The organism is bacterium (genome assembly GCA_008933615.1).
In the GTDB taxonomy this organism is placed as follows: domain Bacteria; phylum CLD3; class CLD3; order SB21; family SB21; genus SB21.
On the sequence record WBUR01000040.1, the window covers coordinates 1 to 20,763 of the forward strand.

20 protein-coding genes are annotated in these 20,763 nt (G+C 44.2%); 18 read left to right on the forward strand and 2 right to left on the reverse strand.

The window, feature by feature from the left end; all coding sequences use genetic code 11:
- The 18 genes from F9K33_13520 to F9K33_13605 form a co-directional block, all read left to right on the forward strand.
- Positions 1–465: HAMP domain-containing histidine kinase (locus F9K33_13520; GenBank protein KAB2878327.1), on the forward strand; the 465-nt coding region annotated here is incomplete at its 5' end.
- Between the two features lie 2 nt (positions 466–467).
- Positions 468–1,235: a hypothetical protein gene (locus F9K33_13525; GenBank protein KAB2878328.1), complete on the forward strand. Its 768-nt coding sequence runs from the start codon at positions 468–470 to the stop codon at positions 1,233–1,235.
- A 75-nt stretch (positions 1,236–1,310) separates the two neighbouring features.
- The gene (locus tag F9K33_13530; GenBank protein KAB2878329.1) at positions 1,311–1,670 is read left to right on the forward strand and encodes an NADH-quinone oxidoreductase subunit A; all 360 of its coding nucleotides are present in this window, start codon (positions 1,311–1,313) and stop codon (positions 1,668–1,670) included.
- Complete coding sequence (locus F9K33_13535) at positions 1,661–2,194, forward strand: NADH-quinone oxidoreductase subunit B (GenBank protein ID KAB2878330.1); 534 nt, start codon at positions 1,661–1,663, stop codon at positions 2,192–2,194. Before F9K33_13530 ends, F9K33_13535 begins: the two co-directional genes overlap by 10 nt.
- A gap of 166 nt (positions 2,195–2,360) precedes the next feature.
- On the forward strand, positions 2,361–2,825 hold the full coding sequence (locus F9K33_13540; GenBank protein ID KAB2878331.1) for an NADH-quinone oxidoreductase subunit C: 465 nt from the start codon (positions 2,361–2,363) through the stop codon (positions 2,823–2,825).
- Positions 2,826–2,876: 51 nt separating this feature from the next.
- Positions 2,877–4,106 carry an NADH-quinone oxidoreductase subunit D gene (locus F9K33_13545; GenBank protein KAB2878332.1) on the forward strand — a complete coding sequence of 410 codons (1,230 nt, stop codon included), beginning with the start codon at positions 2,877–2,879 and terminating at the stop codon, positions 4,104–4,106.
- Positions 4,107–4,152: 46 nt separating this feature from the next.
- A complete protein-coding gene (nuoH, locus tag F9K33_13550) occupies positions 4,153–5,133 on the forward strand; it encodes an NADH-quinone oxidoreductase subunit NuoH (protein ID KAB2878333.1) in 981 nt (326 codons plus the stop codon).
- Positions 5,134–5,158: 25 nt separating this feature from the next.
- Complete coding sequence (locus F9K33_13555; GenBank protein KAB2878334.1) at positions 5,159–5,767, forward strand: NADH-quinone oxidoreductase subunit I; 609 nt, start codon at positions 5,159–5,161, stop codon at positions 5,765–5,767.
- 6 nt (positions 5,768–5,773) lie between these two features.
- Positions 5,774–6,370, forward strand: a complete 597-nt coding sequence (locus tag F9K33_13560; protein KAB2878335.1) for an NADH-quinone oxidoreductase subunit J — start codon at positions 5,774–5,776, stop codon at positions 6,368–6,370.
- A 20-nt stretch (positions 6,371–6,390) separates the two neighbouring features.
- Positions 6,391–6,696 (forward strand): NADH-quinone oxidoreductase subunit NuoK, encoded by a 306-nt coding sequence (nuoK, locus tag F9K33_13565; GenBank protein ID KAB2878353.1) that lies wholly within the window; start codon positions 6,391–6,393, stop codon positions 6,694–6,696.
- Positions 6,697–6,773: 77 nt separating this feature from the next.
- A complete protein-coding gene (nuoL, locus tag F9K33_13570) occupies positions 6,774–8,756 on the forward strand; it encodes an NADH-quinone oxidoreductase subunit L (protein ID KAB2878336.1) in 1,983 nt (660 codons plus the stop codon).
- Positions 8,757–8,765: 9 nt separating this feature from the next.
- Complete coding sequence (locus F9K33_13575; protein ID KAB2878337.1) at positions 8,766–10,397, forward strand: hypothetical protein; 1,632 nt, start codon at positions 8,766–8,768, stop codon at positions 10,395–10,397.
- 40 nt (positions 10,398–10,437) lie between these two features.
- Positions 10,438–11,397, forward strand: coding sequence for an NAD-dependent epimerase/dehydratase family protein (locus F9K33_13580; protein KAB2878338.1), 960 nt, complete (start codon positions 10,438–10,440; stop codon positions 11,395–11,397).
- Positions 11,398–12,165: a glycosyltransferase family 2 protein gene (locus F9K33_13585; protein ID KAB2878339.1), complete on the forward strand. Its 768-nt coding sequence runs from the start codon at positions 11,398–11,400 to the stop codon at positions 12,163–12,165.
- Between the two features lie 45 nt (positions 12,166–12,210).
- The gene (locus F9K33_13590) at positions 12,211–14,268 is read left to right on the forward strand and encodes a hypothetical protein (GenBank protein ID KAB2878340.1); all 2,058 of its coding nucleotides are present in this window, start codon (positions 12,211–12,213) and stop codon (positions 14,266–14,268) included.
- Positions 14,269–14,289: 21 nt separating this feature from the next.
- Complete coding sequence (locus tag F9K33_13595; GenBank protein KAB2878341.1) at positions 14,290–15,822, forward strand: NADH-quinone oxidoreductase subunit M; 1,533 nt, start codon at positions 14,290–14,292, stop codon at positions 15,820–15,822.
- A 96-nt stretch (positions 15,823–15,918) separates the two neighbouring features.
- On the forward strand, positions 15,919–16,698 hold the full coding sequence (locus F9K33_13600; protein KAB2878342.1) for a ParA family protein: 780 nt from the start codon (positions 15,919–15,921) through the stop codon (positions 16,696–16,698).
- Between the two features lie 71 nt (positions 16,699–16,769).
- A complete protein-coding gene (locus F9K33_13605) occupies positions 16,770–17,699 on the forward strand; it encodes a ParB/RepB/Spo0J family partition protein (protein ID KAB2878343.1) in 930 nt (309 codons plus the stop codon).
- Positions 17,700–17,702: 3 nt separating this feature from the next.
- Here the strand turns inward: F9K33_13605 and hutH are convergent, their stop codons facing one another.
- A complete protein-coding gene (hutH, locus tag F9K33_13610) occupies positions 17,703–19,220 on the reverse strand; it encodes a histidine ammonia-lyase (protein ID KAB2878344.1) in 1,518 nt (505 codons plus the stop codon).
- A gap of 72 nt (positions 19,221–19,292) precedes the next feature.
- On the reverse strand, positions 19,293–20,663 hold the full coding sequence (locus F9K33_13615) for a dipeptidase (GenBank protein KAB2878345.1): 1,371 nt from the start codon (positions 20,661–20,663) through the stop codon (positions 19,293–19,295).
- Between the last annotated feature and the right edge of the window lie 100 nt (positions 20,664–20,763).

Consider the following 20,763-nt stretch of genomic DNA (forward strand, 5'->3'; position numbering starts at 1 on the left):
GAAATGTGCAGTATTCAGAAGATGGTCGATGAAATCCGTATCATTTTCGGCCAAGGTATGGAAGATAAACACGTTCAATTCAAAACACGGATTCTTCAGAATAATGTTTTTGCCGACCCGGGTCACTTTCGCCAAATTTTGATGAACCTGATCGAAAATTCCATGCAATCAGTTAACGACGGCGGTTGGATTAAGATTGAGTCTGCGTCCGTTGAAAATGAGGTCGAGCTTATAATCGAGGATAACGGACACGGAATCGGAGAAGCAATCAGAGAAAAAATTTTCGATCCCTTTTTTACGACGAAAGAGAAAGGGTCCGGTCTTGGTCTCGCTATCGTAAAGAAATTGGTTGATGAAAACAACGGGGATATCACTTTGGTCTCCGAGCAGAACAAAGGTACGCGGTTTGTCTTGAGATTGCCTGGCGGTCATTACGATAAGTCCCCAACAGAAAGAAAAGGGTAGATATGCGCTTTTTTATTGTAATCGGAATGGTAAGTTTGATTCTGCTTCAGCCGGCATCCGCGTCGGACACGGAAAAAAAATTTGAAAGAAAGAAATTTGACGCGCGTTCATTATACTCCGCCGCGCAATCAACCGGGCAGGAGGCCGCCGGTTCACAACAATCTTTGCCGTACGCGAAATCAAAAAAGAAGGCTTTCTTATTTTCGCTACTTCTTCCGGGGCTGGGTGAATTATATCAAAATGATTGGAAGTTCAATGGTTGGGGATCGGGTTTGTACTATTTTGGAGCAGAGGCGTTATTGTGGTCGAGTCACCTTTACCTGGGAAGTTACAGTAACTGGCTGAAAGAAGATTCGCGGTCACTTGCGGCGCGCAATGCCGGCGTGGATCTGAAGTCTCCGAAACCGTCCAGGTATTATGTGAATATTGGGAAATTCTCCGACATATATACGTACAATGAATTTCAAAGAAGATTGGTCGGAACGTCGACGTTGTATGCTGAGACGAATGCCAATTTCTGGCAGTGGAACAATGACGGCAGCCGCCGTAAGTACGACCGTCTGCGCGCGGACAGCGATACGTACAACAATTTCTCCAAGTACATGCTCTGGGGAATATTTACGAATCACGTCTTGAGTGCGGTGAATTCTATGCGCCTGTTCCGAAATAATGAACGCTGGGGCGAGACCAGAATTCATTTTGACATGATCCCAAGAACGCATCGTCAGCATAGTTATGACGTCAAAGTTGGCTTTTTGGTAAAATTTTAACAAACGGAATTTTATTTGCATACAAAATTTTACTTTTTTATATTGCCTCGTTTTTAAACTGAAAGAAATCAAGTCATGTTAGAAAATTACACTTATGTGCTCATGTTTCTGGTCGGAGGAGCCTTCATGGTTCTGGTCGCGATGGTTATGTCCTGGGCGCTTCGTCCGAGCAAACCTTCTAAAGCGAAACTGACGCCATATGAATGCGGAGAAATACCCGCTCAGTCTGATTCTTATTTTCAATTTAATATTCGTTATTATTTATTCGGTTTGTTGTTTGTGATATTTGACGTGGAAGTGATTTTATTTATTCCGTTGGTGAAAGTATTTAATAACTGGCCGGCGGTTGCGTTTGTCGAACTTACGTTTTTTACCGTAATTCTGTCCATCGGCCTTTATTACGCATGGAAGAAGGGAGCTCTTGAATGGGAGTAGTCAATGACGACATGTTTCCGAAGATTGAAAAATTTCCTGGCGGAGAAATTATCATTACTTCCTTAGATAAATTTTTTACATGGGGTACAAAAAATTCATTATGGCCGCTCGGATTCGGGTTGGCATGCTGCGCGATCGAGATGATGGCCACGCTGATGTCTAAGTTCGATCTTTCGCGCTTCGGCGCGGAAGTGATGCGCGCGTCGCCGCGCCAGGCCGACCTGATGATTGTCGCCGGAACCGTCACCGAGAAAATGGCGCCCCGTGTGAAGCAGCTATACGATCAGATGCCGGAACCGAAATACGTGATCGCCATGGGTTCGTGCGCCATAGGCGGCGGGCCTTTTTATTATGATTCTTATACGGTCGTGAAAGGTGTCGATCAGATCATTCCGGTGGATGTTTATTTGCCCGGCTGTCCGCCGCGGCCGGAAACGTTGATTGACGGTATTTTGCAGTTGCAGAAAAAAATTGAAAAGGAAGGCGTGCTCAGAAAAAAACCGACAACGGTAGACGAAGCTTAGCCACGAATAGCACGAATGATCACAAATGAAGACAAAATTATTTATAAAGATTTATATTATCTTAAATTTTGGTAAACTGAAACTTGAACAGGAAAGAATAGTGCTCTAGCGATTTTATTCGTTTCATTCTTGTTCATTAGTGGCAAAAGAAAATGAAAAAGGGACTATGGAATTTCAAGCGATTGTTGAACTGGTCAAAAACAAATTCCCGCAAACGGAAATTGAATTCGAGAAGAATCTGGTTATTGCAAAAGACGATCTTATCCCGTTCGTTGAATTTATTCGCAATACATCTGAATTACAGATAGACGTTCTGGATCTATTGACTGCCGCCGATCATCCGGCTGAAAACCAGATACACATGGTTTATGGTTTTCATTCTTACCGTCTCGCCCATTACCTCATTGTTAAGGTTAAATTGGATCGAAAAAATCCATCGATTGCAACGCTGACCCGCTGGTGGGAAAGCGCCAACTGGACCGAGAGAGAAGTGTATGACCTGATGGGCGTAAATTTCGAAGGACATCCGGATCAAAGACGTATTCTGACTCCGCCGGATTTTGTAGGCCACGGCCTGCGAAAAGATTACGAACGCCCGGGATTTTTTGTGAAGAAGCCGGATTTCAAATAATTATTACGGTTGCTACCCAGTGGCGACGAACATGGAGAGTTACAACGCATTATGTCTCATGACACGCAAATAAAAAAAGAGCCTTCGAATCTGTTATCCAAACAATTCCGCACAGATTCACCGTTGATCGATCAGATCCCGGGAAGAAAAAGACAGATATTACGCGAAAGTCCCGAGAGCGAACTTAAAATGGAAGAGTTCCTCCTCAATGTCGGGCCGCAACACCCCAGCACCCACGGCGTTTTACGCCTCGTGGTGGCATTGGAAGGCGAAGTGATCAAACGCTGCGATCCGGATCTGGGATATCTGCACCGTACTTTTGAAAAAATTTCCGAAAGCCGCAGTTATCAGCAGATCGTTCCTTTTACCGACCGTATGGATTATCTCGGTTCTATGAATGCCAATTGGGGCGTTGCCGTAGCTGTTGAGAAACTGGCCAAGATCGAAGTTCCTGAACGCGCGGAATATTTGCGCGTGATCGTATCGGAACTCAATCGTATCGCGTCGCATCTTATGTGGATGGGCGCGTTCGGTGCAGATATTGGCGCTGTAACCGCGTTCTTGTACGGGTTTCGAGAACGCGAATTAATTCTGGATATGTTCGAAGAGATCTGCGGAAGCCGCTTGACCTATGGATATATTCGCGTCGGAGGCGTCGCTGAGGACATAACGCCAAAATTTGATAAATTAGTGCGTGAGTTTCTAGACATGCTGCCGGCAAAACTTGAGGATTATCACAATCTGATCACGGGCAATCCGATTTTTGTTGAACGGACACGCGGCGTTGGTGCGATCACTTTGGAAGAGGCGATCAGTTACGGCGTCACAGGCCCGATGCTTAAAGCGTGCGGTATGCCATGGGACTTGCGCAAAGAAGAACCGTATTCCGTTTATCCGAAATTTGATTTTGATATTCCGGTTTACTACAACGGCGATTGTTTCGACCGCTTTCGGGTGCGCATGGACGAAATGGTCGAGTCGGCTAAGATTGTTCGTCAGGCTTTGGACGGACTGCCGGAGGGGGATTACAAAGTAAAAAAACTTGCCCGCAATATTAAACCGCCGGTCGGCGATGTCTATGTTCGGCAGGAGGCGCCGCGCGGGGAATACGGCGTGTATATGGAATCGGACGGCAGTACCAAACCTAATCGTGTTAAATACCGTACGCCAAGTTTTTCGAATCTCTCTATTCTTTCGCTTATGACCGTCGGCTGGAAAATTGCCGACTTGGTTGCGATCTTAGGAAGTGTTGATATTGTGCTGGGGGATGTGGACAGATAAATTAATCTAATTGGTAAATTTAAGTGAAGTAAAAAAGTAATCGGTTATGGAAATTTTGTTGTTCGGAATTATCGGGGTCGTGGTTCTTTTTTCAGTCATCGCTCTCAACGCGTTGATTCTGGTTTATATGGAACGAAAAGTATCGGCATGGATGCAGTCACGATTGGGCCCCAACCGCGTTGGGCCATTTGGTTTATTCCAAACGACGGCGGATATCGTGAAACTGATTCTTAAAGAAAATATCCGTAATGACCAATCGGACAAGGTCATTTATTTTCTCGCGCCAATATTGGCCTTTGTAGCTCCGTTTGCCGCATTCGTAACGGTTCCTATCGCTAACACCATTGGAATTCGCGATCTGGATATGGGCGCGGTCTATATTTTTGCGCTCGGCAGTTCGGTGATATTTTCGATCATTTGGGCGGGGTATGGATCGAACAGCCGTTATGCGCTGATTGGCGCGATGCGATCGGCTGCGCAAATGGTCTCGTATGAGGTTCCGATGATCACGGCAGTGTTGGGCGTGTTTCTGATTGCGGGCTCGTTATCCATGCGTGAGATCGTGACCATGCAGGCCGATCAAACCTGGTTTATCGTATACCAGCCTTTAGGGTTTATTTTGTTTCTCATCGCAGGAACTGCAGAAGCAAACCGCGCCCCATTTGACTTGCCGGAAGCAGAATCCGAGTTGGTCGCAGGTTTTCACACCGAGTATACCGGGCTGAAATTCGCTTTTTTCTTTTTGGGTGAATATGCCGCTATGCTCGTGTCGTGCTGTTTGATCGTTTTATTATTCTTAGGCGGGTGGCTTGTGCCGTTTGTCGATAATTCCATCATTCCGGCATGGATTCATGTTGCCGTGTTTATGATTAAAGTGTATCTCATGATTTTCTTGATGATGTGGTTTCGATGGACTTTTCCGCGTATGCGCGTCGATCATCTTATGGGATTCGGATGGAAGGTGCTTTTACCATTGGCATTTATTAACCTGGTTGCGACGGGCGCCGTCGTGTTGATCTTAAAATAATTTTGAAAGTCGAGGGATCATTGTTGTGAAATATTTTATCAACATATTTTCTGGTTTTTGGAACTTGCTGGTCGGCCTGGGCGTGACCTTTAAGTACATGTTCAAAACAAAAACAACCGTTGAATATCCGGAAGATCGTAAACCGCTTGCCGACCGCTATATCGGTTACGTAAAAATGATGTATGAAACGGAAGGCGAATTTGCGAGTTATACTAAATGCGTCGCCTGCATGGCGTGCGTTGTCGTTTGTCCGGTGTCCTGTATTCAGGTGACTAATGAGAAACATCCCGATCCGACAAAAAAACGAATTGCCAAGGAATTTATCCTGGATTATGTGAAGTGTGAGTTTTGCAACCTTTGCATAGAAGCTTGTAATTTTGACGCCATCGTGATGTCGCACGATTATGACGTATCTATGTATGACCGCGCGGCCATGGATATGATACTGGTCAAGGATATGAAGCACAACAACGATCTTTATGAAGAAAGCCGCAGACAAACCGGAGCGGAATATAAACCGATCATTTCGCCGCGTGAACGGGAAATAGTGGAAGTTATAAATAAAAAAGAATACGAAGAGCGTTTGAAGAAAGCGGCTGCAAAAGCTGCGGAAAATACTCCCGCTCAATCTTGATGAGGAATGGATATTATGGGACATGCTGTAGCATTTTATGTGTTTGGAATATTGGCCGTCGCGCTGGCTCTGGCGACAATACTTCACAAGAATATTTTCAAGTCAGCCACATTTCTGGCCGGGATGCTGTTTTGCCTTGCGGCATTATTTGTTACGCTCGACGCAGAGTTTCTTGCCGTGGTACAAGTGCTGGTGTATATCGGCGCCATCACCATGCTTATCGTCTTTGCGATCATGCTTACCACGCGGATCAACGATGAGACGAAAAGCAAATTTAACAGCCAGCTGTGGATTTCGTCGCTCACAACACTCGGTTTTTTAGGCCTGATCATATCCGTAATCTTAAAAGGCGGATGGGGCGGAGTTATGACGTCATCCGGCGCGTTGCCTCCGGATATGCTTGGCGCCATCGGCACAGCGTTATTGTCTGATTTTATTCTCGCCTTTGATGTGGTATCCATTTTGTTGTTAGTCGCGTTGATCGGCGCGCTTCATATTGCCAAGCAGGACGATCGCAAGCCGTACGTTCAGGAATCGTTTGTGGGCGAGGAAGATATCGCGCCCAAACATCACGTCAAAGAAAATGAAGAGATGCACGTTTAGCAAAAAGGTGAAATATGGAAATCGGAATTTATCATTATTTGGTTTTGAGCTTTATTTTATTTGCGATCGGCATGGTCGGCGTGATGGTTCGCCGTTCCGTTATCCTAATGCTGATCTCCATTGAGATCCTGTTTAATTCCATCAATTTGACCGCAGTCGCATTTAATCGTTTTCTTTATCCGGAAGAGGTCACCGGACAAGTGTTTGTCATATTCATCATGACGGTAGCTGCCGCCGAAGCGGCAGTGGGGCTGGCCATCGTGATGTCGGTATATAAAAATTTTAAGAATTTAGAGATCGGCGGATTACATACGCTGAAAAATTAACTTATTTACATATCACTCGGCGGCAGCGCATTGCTGCGCCGATCTGCGATATTCGATTTAGTTGACGAGGAGCATCTGTGAATCCAACATATTATGAATTAGCCTGGCTCATACCTGCGCTGCCGTTATTTTCGTTTATTTTTACCGCCTTGTTTACACAAAAATACAAAGACCTTACCGCATTCACAGCCGTAGCGGCAGTGATAGCATCGTTTTATTTGTCGATTCGTGTAACGATGGAAATGCTTGCCGGAGCCGGAACCGCTCAGGTCATGAATATTCAATGGATACCGCTTGGGAAGGCTCTGAATGTAAGCGTTGGCGTGTTTCTTGATCCGTTATCGGTCATGATGTTGATCGTCGTGACAACGGTTTCCATGCTTGTGCATATTTATTCTCTTGGCTACATGAAACATGAAGACGGCAAGTCTCGGTTCTTTTCGTATCTGTCATTATTTACTTTTTCGATGCTCGGATTAGTGTTATCGGACAATATGCTCCAGATGTTTATATTCTGGGAACTCGTCGGACTATGCTCATATCTTTTGATTGGTTATTACTATACCAAGAAAACAGCGGCCGATGCAGCTAAAAAAGCTTTTTCAGTCACGCGCGCCGGCGATCTAGGGTTTTTTATGGCAGTCGTAATATGCTGGGGTTATTTCGGAACATTTAATTTTGCGGAAATTCAGTCTTTGTACGGACAAACGACGGAATTTCTGGCGCGTATTTTTCCGTTTTTGATTTTCTTCGGCGCAATGGGCAAGAGCGGCCAATTTCCTCTTCATATCTGGCTGCCGGACGCCATGGAGGGGCCGACACCCGTATCCGCATTGATCCACGCCGCAACGATGGTTGTTGCCGGAATTTTTCTCGTTGCGCGAGCTATTATGATTTTTGCGCAGACACCGGATACGATGCTGTGGGTGGCTTATATCGGCGGTTTTACTGCGCTTTTTTCCGCGACCATAGCGGTTGCTCAGCATGATATTAAACGCATACTCGCATTCTCCACGTTGAGCCAGCTGGGATATATGATGCTTGCCTTGGGCATCGGCGGCAGTATTGGTTTGACTAATACCAGCAACGGGCATGCAGGAAGCGATCTTGCGTTGATGGGCCAGACAGCGGGAACTTTCCATTTATTCACTCACGCATTCTTCAAAGCCCTTCTTTTCCTTGGAGCGGGCAGCGTTATTCATTCTATGCATACGAATAATATATGGGAAATGGGCGGGCTTAAATCAAAAATGAAAATTACGGTTTGGACGTTTATTATCGGAACGATTGCGTTGTCCGGAATACCGCCCTTCGCAGGTTTTTGGAGCAAAGATGAAATATTGGCGCTTTGCATGGAAGTCGGAACCGTTCACGGGTATGTTTTGTTCGGAGTCGCATTGACAGGAGCATTTCTCACTGCATTTTATATGTTTCGCCTGTGTTTCGTTGCATTTTGGGGCAAGACGCCTGCGTCTGCGCATCCGCATGAATCGGAATTCAGCATGACATTTCCGCTTGTTGTTTTAGCCACGCTGTCTGTTTTTGCAGGGTTAATAGGAAATCATGATATCACGCATACCCTTAACATTACAAGTTATGCAACGTTCCTGAACCCGGAATGGGATCATGAAGCTGTATTTCATTTTTCTATTGCGGGCATTTCTGTATTGGTTGCCGGACTCGGAATCGTTTCCGCATTTATGCTGTATGCCAAACGTCCCGCCGAGTGGACGAGCGAAGCGCATGATCCGCTACGAGCTAAATTGGGGAAACTCTATACCCATCTTGAAAATAAATGGTACATCGATGAAGTGTGGTCATGGATACTTAATAACATCTTATTCAGGATTGCCGCCGGGTGTGCCTGGTTTGATCGTAATGTAGTGGACGGTTCGGTCGATCTGGTTGGATTTATGACGACACGGATGGGTTTGATCCTGCAGCCGGTTCAAAGCGGACGATTGCAGAATTATATTTTAGTGGTTTTTGTCGGACTTTTGTTTGTTTTGGGTTTTCTGTATATGAAAGTTCCCGGCATTCTTGCTCAGATGATTCAATAAGCGTATGAAATGGCAAACGCAGTAAAAAAAAAATCTTCTTCCACCCCGCCGATTAAAAATTCAAAAGCCTTTTCGGATTCATTTGAACTTTCGGAAAAATCAATTTGGGCTATTCTTGCTATTGTGGGAGTCGTTATATTTTATTGGCTGGTCAATTCCCCAAGACCTTATGACGACGATAGTATTAACCGTTATTTCATGGCACAGGCGGTATGGGTTAAACCCGATTTTATCCTGAATTTCTGGGGAAGACCGCTGGCCATTTTGTTTTTTGCCCTTCCTGCACAGGCGGGATACTGGTATTGCGCAGCTATCACGGCTGTCTTAACTGTAGGGACATGTTATTTTGTTTATAAAGCGGCCGTTGCTGCAGAAATTCAAAACGCATGGATAGCAATCGTTTTTACTATTTCCCAGCCGTTTTTCTTTATTACCGGTTTTAGCCTGTGTACGGAACCATTGGCAGCTTTCTTTTTGGCGTGGGGATTGTTTTGGTTTTACGCGCGGAAGTGGAATGGCGCGGCGATAGTTTTATCCATGGTTCCGTTGGCACGCAGTGAGCTTGTATTAATCCTTCCCATGTTTGCGTGGCTTTTATTCAAAGAAAAAAAATACGTTCCGATATTACTACTCGGCTTCGGCTTAATGCTTTATCAAACCGCCGGTATGATCGTAACGGGTGACATTTTGTACTTACTTACCGCTTCAAAAAGTTTTGCTCACGGACAATACGCCAACGGACCCTTCGATCATTATTTCAAGACTTTTATTTTTATTTCAGGGCCCATCGTATTCGCTTTTATGCTGCTGCAATTGGCGCATGATGTTAAGAACAAAAGCATGACTATTATCAATTTTTCAGTCATCGTAACGTTTGCGGCTCACGTTTACATGTACTGGAAAGGAAATGTTGCGCATGCGGGTTTTCTTAGGCATTTTGTTGCGATTGCGCCCGTTATGGCGCTTTTGGCTTTACAAGGATTTAATAAATGGTTTGTGAGCGAAAATGAAAAAGATCGGACTTTCAATACCGTAGCACTGGTTTTTATTACCGTATTAGTTTTGGTATACTATTCAGTAGAACTTTTCGGCAGTTTTTCAGTCGTCAATCCGGCTACAGGATTGCCTTTACGCGAGTACTCAAAGTTTTTGTTAGTTCTGTTATTGCTTTTTTTCTTTGTATTAAACCGGTTCCTGAAGATCCACGGTAAAGAGACAAAACTGATCATGCTAACTGCCGTGGTCATCGGCTCATGCTGGTATGCCATGTCAAAAGAAAAACCGCTGCAGCTTGCGCCGGAACAGCAAGCAGTCAGAAGTTGTTATCAGTATTTCAACGAAAACCTCAAGGCCAAGTCTCCCAAAACGATGGTCGCGCATTCATGGTTTTTCTTTTATGACAATTATAATTATTACACGGCGGCGCCGAATGAGGGGGCTTACTATGAAATGCGTAAAGAAAAGTTAGATGAGTTGCCTGTTGGCGGGTTTGTTTTATGGGACTCGCACTACAGTTGGCGTCTTTCAAGCAATGTTCAGCAGGAAGATATTGTAAATAATCCAAATTTTAAAATGCAGCAACAGTTTATATCTACTGACCGGCGATTTGCGATGTATGTTTTTGAAAAAATAAAATTATAGCTGTGAACAACCATTGAAATAGATCAAAAGCCAACACACAATGAAAAAAAATATTCTCGTAACGGGCGGCGCCGGGGCCATCGGCAGCAGCATGGTTAATCAGCTTTCCGAGGATTCCGGCAACCGTATCACGGTTCTTGATAATCTCTCGTCAGGGCATGTTGAGAATATTGTCATGAGGCCTAATGTCCGCTTCATACAGGGCAGCGTGGAGTCGGCTGAAGATTTACGGCAAGCGATTTCCGAATCGACCGATGTCGTTTTTCATCTTGCGGCTAATTTTGCCAATCAAAACTCGGTAGATTTCCCGCAACGTGATCTGCAGGTTAACGGTATGGGCACTTTAAAAATACTACTCCGTTCCGTTGAAAATAAAGTCAAAAAATTTGTTTATACTTCGTCGTCGTGTGTTTATGGGGATCGCAACGAGCCATTGGATGAAAAGTGTCAGGAATATAGCCTGGATACGCCTTATGCCATTACTAAATTGCTCGGCGAAAGATACGTTCGTTTTTTTAACCATCATCACGGCCTAAATACTGTAACGCTGAGATATTTTAACGTTTTCGGGCCGAATGAGTATCCCGGGAAATATCGCAATGTCATTGCCAATTTTCTAGTAAAAGCCATGCGTAATGAGGATATTATTATTACCGGTACGGGAGAAGAGACGCGTGACTTCAATTTTGTGAAAGACTCGGTTCGCGCAACAATTCTTGCGGCGGAAACGGAATCTGCAAGTGGAAAAGTTATCAACATTGCATCAGGCCGCGAAACAAAAATCAATGATCTTGTTCAATTAATACTCAGAATTACCGATTCGAAATCAAAAGTCGTTCATCACGAACGGCGCAGTTGGGATTCCGTTACGCGTCGTGTTGCATCAGTGGACCTTGCAAAGAAAATTCTTGGATATCAGCCGGAGATAGAACTGGAAACGGGTCTTCGTGAGTATTACGAATGGCTCCGTAAGCAAAACCTGAATAAGTGTGAGTGGTAAATGATTTACATATTGCTGCCGTCATATAATGAGGAAAACGGGCTCCAGGAAGTTCTCCCGATTCTTAAGGAGATGTCCGCTTCAAGCAAAGAGCCTTACCGCATTGTCGTAGTGGACGACGGCAGCAAAGATCGTACGAGTGAAGTCGCTCGTTCGTTTATTTCTAAGCTCGACCTCAAGTTGATTACCTTTCCGAAGAATCAAGGTGTGACGGAGGTGTTTCGAAAAGGGTTTAGATTTATTATTGATGACAGCCGGGAGCCGGAAAAAGATATTTGTGTTGTGTTGGATTCTGATAACACACAAGATCCGCGCCTGATACCGGAAATGATCAGGCGAATTGAATCCGGTGATGATATAGTAATAGCATCCCGATTTGAAGGCAACGGTGGAATGATAGGGTGTCCATGGACACGGCAGATTTTCAGTTACGGCGTTTCATGGATCATGCGTATTCTCGTTGGGTTGCCCAATGTGAAGGATTATTCTATTTTTTACCGAGCATGCCGTGTCGGACTGATCAAAGCGAGTTTTGACCGTTATGGCGACAGGCTTATTGAAGGCAAGGGCTTTGCTTCTGTTTGCAGCCTTCTTCTGAAGATGGGCAATCTTACTCGGAAAACTGCTGAAATTCCTCTGGTTCTGCGCTATGACAATAAGCAGGGGATGTCAGGGAATAAGATATTCCGGACGATTCGAGGTTATCTGGAACTTATCTGGCAATATATGGTATCAGATCGTTATCGAAAAATGGAGAGATTGTCTTAAGACTTTTTTTGATAATATTTAGACGAGCGAAACGCAACAGTACACATGAAGAAAACAACAGCAAAGAAAATGGCCGCCAAGGTTGTGTTGAAACCGACCAACGATTTTCCGTTGTCGGAATGGTTTGACCGGTATGCCTTGTACTTTGTGATCGTGCTGATGATTGCGGGTTTTTTGATACGAGTTTATCGTTTAGATTTCCTAAGTTTGTGGACGGATGAATTCATAATTCCCGATCAGGCGGCAGGCGTTTTCCAAGGTAAATCAATTTTAAGCCATCATGACAACAACGGTATTTTTCTGACAGTTTTAGTATTCTTGAATTATTCGATATTTGGCATAAGCGACTATTCTGCGAGGATTGTCAGCGTCATTCTTGGCACGCTGGTCATCCCTGCAACATATTTTCTTGGTAAAATTTTATTTAACCGGTTCGTTGCAACTATTGCTGCGGCACTTGCAACCGTTTCCGTCTATTCAGTGTTCTGGTCCAGAGTCAGCCGTAACTACGCAAGTTTTGAATTATTTTATTTGCTTCTCATTATCGTCTTTTGGTCTGCGCTTGAAAGCGGTAAATCCGGAAACTCGACGGGGTGGCTTGACCGTCACGGAATAAACAAAAAATATCTTTCATTTTTCCCGTTTGCCTTACTGGCGTCACTGCTTAATCACCAGCTCACTTTCTTTTTTATTTTTACGTTCATGGCTTACGGTTCCGCAATGGCCTTATGGAATTTATACAAAAAAAGGGATGGCCGTTTTACGAATAAATACAGTTGGATACTTTACGGGACTTTGCTTTTTGTGTTTTTGTTCTACACGCCGTTTATGGCGGATATCATACGGCCTGTGGTCGGCCTGGTCATGCACGAGGAAGGTGTTTTATGGTTCATTCCACGATGGAACATTATTTTTAATATGTGGGCCTCTGCGGAACCTACCAAAGTATTTAATATCTATATGTCGGTCTTTAAGGTTGATTTTCCAAATTACTGGTGGTTCGGTTTCATCGGCTTGATCGCGGCATTTTTTGTCCAAAGAAAGTCTGCTGTTTTTTTAATTTCACTTTTTATTGTCCCGTTGTTGTTAATGAGTTTTGTATTTTACGACCCGGCCACGACGCGCTATTTGATCTACATTTATCCCTTTTTTTTGATTGGAGTTGGAGCTGGAGTATATGGAATCTGGCGGTTGATAGGTTTGTATTTACTTCCACAATCGATGTCTCCAAGGCCGGGGATCAATATAGCGGTTATTTTAGTAACGGTAGCTGTTCTGATTTCAATTGCTCCGCTAAAAGATCTAAAAGCGTTAATTAATCCGCAAAGGCATGGCATGGTGGCGCGGAGTGAAATATCAAATTGGTTTTTCTCGAATTGGCGGGAAGCTTCACAACATGTTAAGGCGAAAATCCAAAAGGATGATATCATCTTTTCAACTATGCCATCAGGAACTAATCATTACCTCGGTATGGACAGTTCCTTATGGTTTCGGCAAATGCACTACAGCGAGTATGTTAAGCGGTATATTTCCAATGAAAAAATCGAGACAACGTCGCCGAACGGCACGACATATGAAAACTTTGTGGAAACGACGCAGCGGTTCAAAAGAGGCTGGGTCTTTGCCGATTATTATTTCTATAATGTCATGACTGACCCGCGTGTGCGGGATTACGTTATGAAAAATCTAACATATCACTTCGATGCATGTAAGGACGGAACGGTTCAGGTTTTCAGTTGGGATCATGACGCGCCCGAACCGCCAAAATCATTTGTATTCGAACTTGGCAAATCTCCGGAAATGCAGGCTTCGCAGCAATTTCCAATTAATATGCCGGATCTTGGCGGTAAGTCGAAGGTAAAGATCTTCGTGGATGGTGAAGCTATTGACGACGACCGGGAAGCTTTTGTAGTTATTAACAACGCACATTCCGCCTATATTTCGAAGTGCCTGACAAATCAGCGTGAGACGCTTGTTACAGAAATGGATGCAAAGTGGTTTCAACCCGGTCAGAACATTATTCAATTTGGATATAACCGCAATGTTGTGAATGACCCGCGAAAGGGTTTTGCTATTTACAATGTAAGTTTTAGTTCAGAATAATCTAACCATAGGAATTGACAAGTGGAAAGTTATTTACTACCAGCCATTATCGCTTTGCCGGCTATAGCCTCGATTATAATTATGCTGATGCCTGCCGAAGATGCAACGGGTCCGCGCATGCTCTCTTCGTTTGCATCCCTGCTCACAGTGGTTTTATCTGTGGTCGCATACATTTTATATGATCCTTCCAATCCCAGGAATTTTGAATTGAATATTCCGTGGGTGGAACGATTAGGCATGCAGTTTCACCTTGCTGCCGACGGTGTGAGCATTGCCATGCTTTTGTTGACGTCAATTACGGTATTTACAGGGTGTTTGATTTCCTGGGAAATTAAAGAACGGCAAAAAGAATTTTTTGCATTGCTTCTTTTATTGGTGTCCGGCGTATTTGGCGTCTTTGTTTCATTCGACATGTTTTTGTTTCTCGTGTTTTATGAACTTGCCGTATTACCGATGTATTTGCTAATCGGAATTTGGGGAACCGGCAAAAAAGAATACTCTGCTATGAAGCTGACCCTTTATCTCATGCTGGGCAGCGCATTGTTAATTATTCCTATTTTCGGCGTTTACGTACAGGCCCATGCGGCAACAGGCGTATGGAGTTTTGACTACGATTTCTTAATGAAGAATTTTACCGTCGACGAGAGCTGGCAATTCATTTTCTATCCGATGATTTTTGTCGGGTTTGGAACGATCGGCGGTTTGTGGCCGGTGCACACATGGTCTCCGGATGGACATGCCTCGGCGCCTTCCGCGGTAAGCATGTTGCATGCGGGTGTTTTAATGAAACTTGGCGGATATGGGATTATCAGAATCGGTCTGCAGTTTATGCCTGCCGGAGCGCATGAATGGTCTTTATTTTTTGCGTGTCTCACTGTAATAAATATTGTTTACGGCTCTTTATCAGCCATGCGGCAGACCGACCTCAAATATATTATTGCTTATTCATCGGTGTCGCATCTTGGCATTGTTACTTTGGGTATTTGTACTTTGACACCCGCAGGAATTAACGGGGCGGTGTATCAAATGTTTGCTCACGGTATCATGACTGCTCTCCTCTTCGCGCTTGTAGGTGTTGTATACGGAAAGTTACATTCGCGGCAAATTACAGAAATGGGGGGATTGGCGAAGGTCATGCCATTTACAGCCGTTGCGTTCGGTTTTGCAGGAATGACCGGGCTTGGATTACCCGGGTTGTCGGGATTTGTCTCGGAATTACTGGTATTAACAGGCGCATTCTCTGCGGGTGTCGCGGGCGTGCCGAGCCCTGCGATGAAATATATCGCGTTAATCTGCCTCACAGGAGTGGTATTTACGGCGATCTATGTTCTCAGAGCATTGCAGCGCATATTTTTTGGTGAACATACGACAGCGCTTCTCAAAAATGAACATTTTCATCATTTAACCGATACCGATAAACGCGAAGTATTTGCGCTTTCATTATTAATGCTAACCATCGTACTGGCGGGCGCTTATCCCGCATGGATCATTGACTTAATTAACTCCGGCTTAACGCACTCGATTTTTCCAGCGCTGGGAATTAGCGCAAATTAAGAGTTGTATTTATTAAACGCTTTGTCTATTATTGCACGTAATATCGTGAAACATTCTGATGGTGTTTCACATTTTGGTTAATTATCGGAGAACGTATTGGGCAGAATTATTTCCATAGCCAATCAAAAAGGCGGTGTTGGTAAAACCACGACAGCCATTAATCTGGCTTCATCTTTGGCTCATGCGGGCAAACGGACATTGGTCATCGATATGGATCCCCAGGCCAATTCTACAACCGGCCTTGGATTTGATCTTGAGTCTATTGATAAAAGTACTTATGAGATGTTAATCCATAATATGAGTATCAATGAAGCCATACTCAAGACCATGATGCCGAATATGGATCTTATTCCAGCGCATATTCGTTTGGTCGGCGCTGAAGTGGAATTAGTTAATCTTGAGGATCGTGAGCAAATGTTCCTTCACGCCGTAGCTCCGGTACGAGATAAATATGAGTTCATATTAATTGACTGTCCGCCTTCGTTAGGATTATTAACCTTAAACGCACTAACCGGATCGGATACGGTGCTGATACCGATACAATGTGAATATTATGCCCTTGAAGGACTGAGGCAGTTACTTAATACGATTCGGCTCGTGCAACGCCACCTGAATACGGCTCTGACAATTGAAGGTGTGTTATTGACCATGTTTGACAGCCGCCTTAATTTATCCAATCAGGTTGTATCGGAAGTCAAAGAATATTTTAAAGATAAAGTTTTTAAGAATGTGATTCACCGTAATATTAAACTAGGTGAAGCCCCGAGTTATGGAAAACCTATTATTATTTACGACCCCGCATCCGTTGGAGCTCAAGACTACATGGGATTGGCTAAAGAGGTTATCCATAACGTACTGACGCCGCATCCGGTATAATAATTTCCGGCCACACACCATTTGAATAAAAAAAATATTGAACCATTGAATTTTGGACTTCATTATTAAGTATGTCACAGAACTTTTCAAATAAAAAAAACACAGGCCTTGGTAAAGGCCTTAGCGCATTAATTCCGGTAGCAAATCTTCGGCCCGACGGCACGCTTAAATCCGCTGAAAATGTATCCGTCAATGAAATTCCAATTTACATGATCAGGCCTAATCCGTATCAGCCAAGGAAGGAGTTTGAACCGCAAGCGCTTGAGGAATTAAAAAATTCGATTCTTCAAAATGGGATTATTCAGCCCATTACCGTACGAAAAACAACGCACGGATTCGAGCTTATCGCCGGGGAACGCCGGTTTCGCGCATCAAAATTGGCTAACCTGGAGTCACTTCCGGCATACATTCGTGAAGATGTCACGGACGAAGAAATGCTGGAACTGGCTATCATTGAGAATGTTCAGCGTGAAAAACTTAATCCGATCGAATTGGCCGTAGGTTATCAGCAGTTAATAGACGTCTGTAAGTTGACACAGGATGAAGTTGCAAAAAAAATAGGTAAGGATCGCACGACGATCACTAATATCATTCGACTATTAAAATTGCCTCCGGAAATTCAGGATAGTTTGAGAAAAGAAGAAATTACGATCGGCCATGGCAGGGCGTTAGTTGCTTTACCCAATTTTGCAGTCCAGGTCAAGGTTTGGAAGCAGGTTGTTGGCGGATACTTTTCGGTGAGGAAAACGGAGGAAGTAGTAAAACATCTTTTGGAAGCCCGGAACAGAAAATCGGGGAAGCCGTCTTCTTCAAAATTTGAGATCGAACAAGTCGGCGAATCTGATCCGCATATCGCTGAAATAGAGAACCGGCTGAGATTGAAATTAGGCACGAAAGTGAAGTTAAAACACCGGGAAAACGGCGGCACGGTCGAAATCGACTATTATTCAAATGATGATCTTGAAAGACTCCTTGACCTATTTGATTCGATTAAATCATAATTGTTATCTATCCCACACTTCTTCTACCAAACTTTTTTTCCTCAATAGCTCAGTCGCAATCTGAATATCGTGACTTGTCACCCGGTCTTTGTCAAGAGGCGGGATGTGCTGACGCAGAAGAACGTGCGCACGCCTTGTGCGCGGGGCAAAATCAACAGGTTTGCGGAAGTCGCCGGCCTGTGCCGCGCACAGCCATTCAATAGCGAGAATCGCCTCAACGTTTTCAATGATCTGAAGACATTTTCGCGCGCCGATGGTACCCATGCTGACGTGATCTTCCTTATTTGCCGACGTTGGAATCGAGTCCACGCTCGACGGATGGCATAAAGACTTGTTTTCCGAAACGAGCGCGGCGGCGGCGTACTGCGCGATCATGTAACCGGAATTGAGGCCACCGTCTTTTGCAAGAAATGCCGGCAGACCGTCGCTTAAATTAGAATCCATCATCCACGCCGTTCTTCGCTCGGAAATATTTCCAATCTCACTCATGGCGATAGCGAGAAAATCCATCACGATGGCGACCGGCTCTCCGTGAAAATTACCTCCGGATAAGACTTCGCCGTTTTCAACAAAGATCAACGGATTGTCGGTGGCGGCATTAATTTCACGTTCAACGACCTGCTTAACATGATGCACCGCATCTCTGCTGGCGCCGTGCACTTGCGGCATGCAGCGAATGCTGTAAGCGTCCTGAACTTTTTTGCAGTCGGCATGGGAATGAATTAACGGGCTGTCTTTGAGCAATGTCCGAAGATTTTCTGCGGAAATAATTTGCCCTTCCTGGTTGCGCGCAGCGTGAATTCGTTCATCAAACGCTGATCGTGTGCACAACAACACTTCTGTACTCATGGCACCCAATATATCGGCGCATTCGAGAATATTAAATGCACGGATCAGATTGACACAGGCAACGGACGTCATGGTTTGAGTGCCGTTTAATATTGCCAAACCTTCTTTGGATCGTAATTTCAAAATGGGGATACCTGCGAGTTGCATCGCATCGGCGCCGTGAATACGCTTTCCATGGTAAAAAGCTTCACCATGGCCTATCATAACCAGCGCAAGGTGTGCTAGGGGAGCAAGATCGCCGCTGGAACCCACGGATCCCTTTTCAGGTATAACAGGTATGATGCCTTGATTGAACATCTCAACTAAAGTGTTAACCACTTCCAGCCGCACTCCTGAATAGCCTTTGGCAAGGCCGTTGGCCTTGAGCAAGATCATGATTTTTACAATATCATCCGAAAAAGGGTTACCTATGCCCGCAGCATGGCTTTTAACAAGGTTTTCTTGCAGTATATCAATTTTATCTTCGGAGATTTTTACGTCGCTGAATTTTCCAAAACCGGTATTTACACCGTATACGACATTTCCCGACAGAACAATTCGTTCAATGATTTCTCGTGATTTGGTGATTTGCGTTATGGAAGAGTCACTGAGTTTGATGGTCAGGTTTTCCTGAAAAATCTCCTCGATCGTATCCAGCGTCAGGCTGTGCCCGTTGATTTGAACATTTGTCATAACAATTATCGGATTAGGTTTGTAAAGGCAAAAAAAGAGACGGCCTTCGAGCCGTCTCTTTTAATAATAATCTTAACTCATTTTCGCAAGTTCGTCGTAGAACAATGCCACGCTTAGAATCCCGCGATGAAAATTATCTAACTTGAATCGTTCATTGGGTGAATGAATCGCATCCGTGTCTAATCCAAATCCCATCAGAACCGATTTTAATCCCAAAAGACGTTCAAACGATGCAATGACAGGAATCGATCCGCCTTCACGGGCGAACAAAGGTTTTTTCTTAAATACCTTGTGGAGCGCATTACTTGCTGCAATAATCTCTTTGGTTGTGATGTCCGTGATTGCAGGGTATCCGCCGTGCAGTTCCGTTACTTTGATCTGCATCGTCTTGGGGCATAATTTTTTTAAGTAACGTTCAAACAACTTTGCGATCTGTTGTGGGGTTTGGTTAGGAACTAACCGCATGCTGATTTTCGCGCTTGCCTTGGATGGCAACACGGTCTTGGCACCTTCGCCCTGAAATCCGCCCCAAATGCCATTGCAGTCCAGGCATGGGCGGCCGCTGACCTGTTCCAAAATGGAATATCCTTTTTCACCGAAAGTTTCTTTAATTCCTAAGTCTTTAAAGTATGCTTTTTTCGCGAAGGGTAATTTCTTATAAGCATCACGTTCAGCTTTTGTCAATTGTCGAACCTTATTGTAGAAACCTGGAATAGTGATTTTTCCGTTCTTGTCCTTTAATTTTGAAATAATATTCGCCAGCTCGTTGATCGGATTAGCGACAGCGCCTCCATAAACGCCCGAATGCAAATCGCGGTTAGGCCCGGTAAGGTCAACCTGCATATAACACAAGCCCCGCAGGCCGTAAGCAATGGAGGGCATTTCATCGTCAAAAAAAGAAGTATCCGATACCAGAACTACATCGGCTTTGAGCATATCTTTGTGCGATTTGATAAAATTTTCCAAATTCACACTGCCAATTTCTTCTTCACCTTCAATCATAAATTTAACATTCACCGGCAGTTTTCCGTTGATCTTCATGTGCGCTTCTACGCTTTTCAGATTAAGAAACACTTGCCCCTTATCGTCGGACGAACCGCGTGCATATATATAGCCGTCTTTGATCGTTGGCTCGAACGGGCCGCTGGACCACAAATTCACCGGGTCAACAGGCTGTACATCGTAATGGCCGTAATACAAAATAGTAGGTTTGCCCGGCGCACCAAGCCATTCGCCATATACGATAGGGTGTCCCGGCGTAGGAATGATCTGAATATTTTGGAGACCTGATTTATTCATTTGATCTGATACGTACTGAGCGCATCGTGCCACGTCTGCTTTATTTTCCGGATTGGTACTAATACTTGGAATTCTAAGAAAATCTTTTAGTTCTTCGACGTATTGTTCTTTGTTTGAATTAATAAATGAAATGACGTTTTCCATAACTAGCCTCTAGAGTTAAATTGTAAATAATAATCTGATATTATTTAAGGCTTTTTCAGGACATATTCAATAATGTTTTCTTTGCATTTATATTCTGAAA

What these genes read in the sequence shown, in the direction of transcription:
- F9K33_13545 (KAB2878332.1), top strand. Translation starts at nt 2,877, where the DNA reads ATGTCTCATGACACGCAAATAAAAAAAGAGCCTTCGAATCTGTTATCC.
- F9K33_13605 (KAB2878343.1), top strand. Translation starts at nt 16,770, where the DNA reads ATGTCACAGAACTTTTCAAATAAAAAAAACACAGGCCTTGGTAAAGGC.
- F9K33_13525 (KAB2878328.1), top strand. Translation starts at nt 468, where the DNA reads ATGCGCTTTTTTATTGTAATCGGAATGGTAAGTTTGATTCTGCTTCAG.
- F9K33_13560 (KAB2878335.1), top strand. Translation starts at nt 5,774, where the DNA reads ATGGATATTATGGGACATGCTGTAGCATTTTATGTGTTTGGAATATTG.
- F9K33_13590 (KAB2878340.1), top strand. Translation starts at nt 12,211, where the DNA reads ATGAAGAAAACAACAGCAAAGAAAATGGCCGCCAAGGTTGTGTTGAAA.
- F9K33_13535 (KAB2878330.1), top strand. Translation starts at nt 1,661, where the DNA reads ATGGGAGTAGTCAATGACGACATGTTTCCGAAGATTGAAAAATTTCCT.
- nuoH (KAB2878333.1), top strand. Translation starts at nt 4,153, where the DNA reads ATGGAAATTTTGTTGTTCGGAATTATCGGGGTCGTGGTTCTTTTTTCA.
- F9K33_13585 (KAB2878339.1), top strand. Translation starts at nt 11,398, where the DNA reads ATGATTTACATATTGCTGCCGTCATATAATGAGGAAAACGGGCTCCAG.
- F9K33_13580 (KAB2878338.1), top strand. Translation starts at nt 10,438, where the DNA reads ATGAAAAAAAATATTCTCGTAACGGGCGGCGCCGGGGCCATCGGCAGC.
- F9K33_13615 (KAB2878345.1), bottom strand. Translation starts at nt 20,663, where the DNA reads ATGGAAAACGTCATTTCATTTATTAATTCAAACAAAGAACAATACGTC.
- hutH (KAB2878344.1), bottom strand. Translation starts at nt 19,220, where the DNA reads ATGACAAATGTTCAAATCAACGGGCACAGCCTGACGCTGGATACGATC.
- F9K33_13540 (KAB2878331.1), top strand. Translation starts at nt 2,361, where the DNA reads ATGGAATTTCAAGCGATTGTTGAACTGGTCAAAAACAAATTCCCGCAA.
- F9K33_13530 (KAB2878329.1), top strand. Translation starts at nt 1,311, where the DNA reads ATGTTAGAAAATTACACTTATGTGCTCATGTTTCTGGTCGGAGGAGCC.
- F9K33_13575 (KAB2878337.1), top strand. Translation starts at nt 8,766, where the DNA reads ATGGCAAACGCAGTAAAAAAAAAATCTTCTTCCACCCCGCCGATTAAA.